Raw genomic sequence first — 2924 nt, forward strand, 5'->3', positions numbered from 1 at the left:
CAATAATTGAATAGAATGTTGCATGATTCGACAAATGCATTATAATAATAACCAAGAAAAGATTTTACAGTGCTAAAAGGAAAGGAGTGAAATCATGCGGACGTCCCATCCGCTGCCTGTATAGTCATTGAACGGAACTGGGAAATAGGAAACTGTATTTATTTTTTATAGGAAAGGGTGAATTGAATTATGATGGTTTTTCTGGCAGTATTACCTCTGTTATGGCTGATTATCGGCCTGTCGGTACTGAAAGTACCGGCGTGGAAAGCATGTTTAGTTGCAGCAGTTATATCATTTATCGTCGCTGTCGTGCCTTTTGCAAAGGAACCGGGGATTATGTTATCCGGTGCGCTGGAAGGCGTTGCACTGGCCGTATGGCCGATCCTGCTGGTTATTACAGCCGCTATTTTTACGTATAATCTGGTTGTAAAGACAGGTGCAATGGAAACGATTAAGACGATCCTGACGTCTGTAAGCCCGGATATGCGTGTCCTGTCCCTGCTGCTGGCCTGGGGCTTTGGTGCATTCATGGAAGGCATGGCTGGTTTTGGTACTGCCGTTGCTATTCCGGCAGCTATGATGGTTGGCTTGGGCTTCCACCCACTGAAATCGATTCTGGCCTGCCTGGTAGCAAATTCCGTACCGACGACATTCGGCTCTATCGCAATTCCGACGACGACGCTGGCTACGCTGACCGGTCTTGATTCTGTAGCACTTGGTCAGTTTATTGCAATCCAGCTCTTTATCCTCAATACGGTCAGCCCCTTCTTCGTTGTCATGATTATGGGCGGCGGTCCGAAAGCGCTCAAAGGCGTATTCCTCATTACACTGATTTCCGGCCTAGCTCTGTCCATTCCGGAACTGCTCATCAACATGGCTATGGGGCCGGAACTGTCCGTTATCGTACCGTCGGTTATCATCATGGGTGCTATTGCCGTATGTGCAAAAGTCCTGCCGACGAATGATCCGGAATACAAAGTCGATGCTGATGTCCGCAGCGTTTCCGGCAACGAAGCCATTACCGCTATGATGCCGTTTATCCTGATTTTCGTACTGCTCATTCTCACGTCCAAACTGGTTCCGGCTATTAACGGCCCGCTGAGCTCGATTAAAACGTCAGTGCCGCTGTACATGGGTCCTGGGGCTAAACCGTACACCTTCGTATGGATTGCTACGCCGGGCATCATGATTTTCCTCTCCGCATTAATTGGCGGCGCTATTCAGAAAGCAAGCTTCGGCAAAATGATGGGTGTATTGGGGGATACCTTTAAAGGTCTGAAATTTACGTACATTACGATTATCTCCGTCGTTGTTACGGCAAAACTGATGACGTACAGTGCTATGACGGCTACTATTGCCGGTGCCCTCGTCGATGCAACTGGTTCCTTCTATCCGGCATTTGCGCCAATTGTCGGTGCCCTCGGTGCCTTTATTACCGGCTCCGGTACGAACGCTAACGTCCTCTTTGGGCCGCTCCAGACGGCTGCTGCCGGCCAGATGTCGCCTGGCGATACGCCGCTGGCTCTGTGGCTGGCTGCTACGAACTCCGGCGGTGCAGGCATTGGCAAGATGTTCTCGCCGCAGAGTATTGCTATCGGTATCGGTGCTGTCGCTCCGGCACTGGAAGCGTATCTGAAAGAAGCGAAAGTAGAAGAAGGTAAAGCAAACGAACTTCGTCAAAGCATTCTGCCTAATGTTATTATGCAGAACATTGCCAAATACTTCGTCATTTACATCATCGTAGCCGGTATTGTCTGCTACTTTGGTCAGAGTATCTTCCTTCCGTAAGGTCAGGCGGAATGAGGAAATAAAAAACAGGTATTCCCGAGGGAATACCTGTTTTTTTCTGTCGCAAGAACAGAAAAGGTGTGATGATTACCGCAGAATGGAGCCGGAAATAATCATCTGCTGTACCTGGTTGGTGCCTTCGTAAATCTGCGTGATCTTGGCATCGCGCATGTAGCGTTCTACCGGATATTCACGAGTGAAGCCGTAGCCGCCGAATACCTGAACAGCATCGGTGGTGACTTCCATAGCGATATCGGAAGCATATTTCTTAGCGATGGAAGCAGCCATGGAGTAGGATTTAACATCAGGCTGACCCATGAGCCAAGCTGCTTTGTATACAGCCAGACGAGCCGTTTCAATCTTCAGTTTCATGTCAGCGAGCATGAAGGCAATAGCCTGTTTCGTAGCAATCGGTTTGCCGAACTGAACACGTTCTTTAGCGTATTTAACAGCTTCGTTGTAAGCGCCTTCAGCAATGCCCAGAGCCTGAGCGCCAACGCCTACACGGCCGCCGTCGAGGGTCATCATGGCAATCTTGAAGCCTTCGCCTTCTTTGCCGAGGAGGTGATCAGCCGGAACTTTTACGTTCTGGAATACGAGTTCACGCTGTACGGAAGCGCGGATACCCATTTTAACTTCTTTTTTGCCGTACGTGAAGCCTTCCATGCCTTTTTCGACGATGAAAGCGCTCATGCCTTTAGCACCTTTGGATTTGTCCGTAGCTGCGAATACAACAGTGATGTCAGCTTCGCCGCCGTTGGTGTTGAATACTTTGGAGCCGTTCAGCGTGTACGAGCCATCTTCGTTTTTCGTGGCAATGGTGGAGCCGTTCAGAGCATCGGTACCAGCGTTCGGTTCAGTTAAACCAAATGCGCCGAGTTTCGTGCCTTCAGCGAGGGGTTTTAAGAATTTGGCTTTCTGTTCAGCTGTGCCGAATTTCCAGATAGGCCAGGAGCAGAGCATCGTATGTACTTCAAAGCTCAGAGCGATGGAGGGGTCAACTTTAGCAACTTCTTCGCAAGCTACAGCCAAGCTGAGGAAGTCTGCGCCAACGCCGCCGTTTTCTTCTTCCCAGGGAATACCGAGAAGGCCGAGGGTGCCCATTTCGTCAAGGATGGAACGGTCGAATACTTCTT

The 2924-nt window shown here is 49.7% G+C and carries 2 protein-coding genes; one reads left to right on the forward strand and one right to left on the reverse strand.

Annotated features, from left to right (window positions below; translation table 11 throughout):
- Positions 1-189 precede the first annotated feature (189 nt).
- Entirely contained in the window at positions 190-1788 is a 1599-nt protein-coding gene (locus tag Q3886_RS09795; RefSeq protein ID WP_301861279.1) for an L-lactate permease, read from the forward strand.
- Positions 1789-1875: 87 nt separating this feature from the next.
- Here the strand turns inward: Q3886_RS09795 and Q3886_RS09800 are convergent.
- Positions 1876-2924: acyl-CoA dehydrogenase family protein (locus Q3886_RS09800; RefSeq protein ID WP_301861280.1), on the reverse strand; the 1049-nt coding region annotated here is incomplete at its 5' end.

Source organism: uncultured Megasphaera sp. (assembly GCF_958350005.1).
Classification (GTDB): Bacteria; Bacillota; Negativicutes; order Veillonellales; family Megasphaeraceae; genus Megasphaera.

Excerpts from the sequence above, each read along its gene's own strand:
- Q3886_RS09795 (WP_301861279.1), top strand. The coding sequence starts at position 190 with ATGATGGTTTTTCTGGCAGTATTACCTCTGTTATGGCTGATTATCGGC.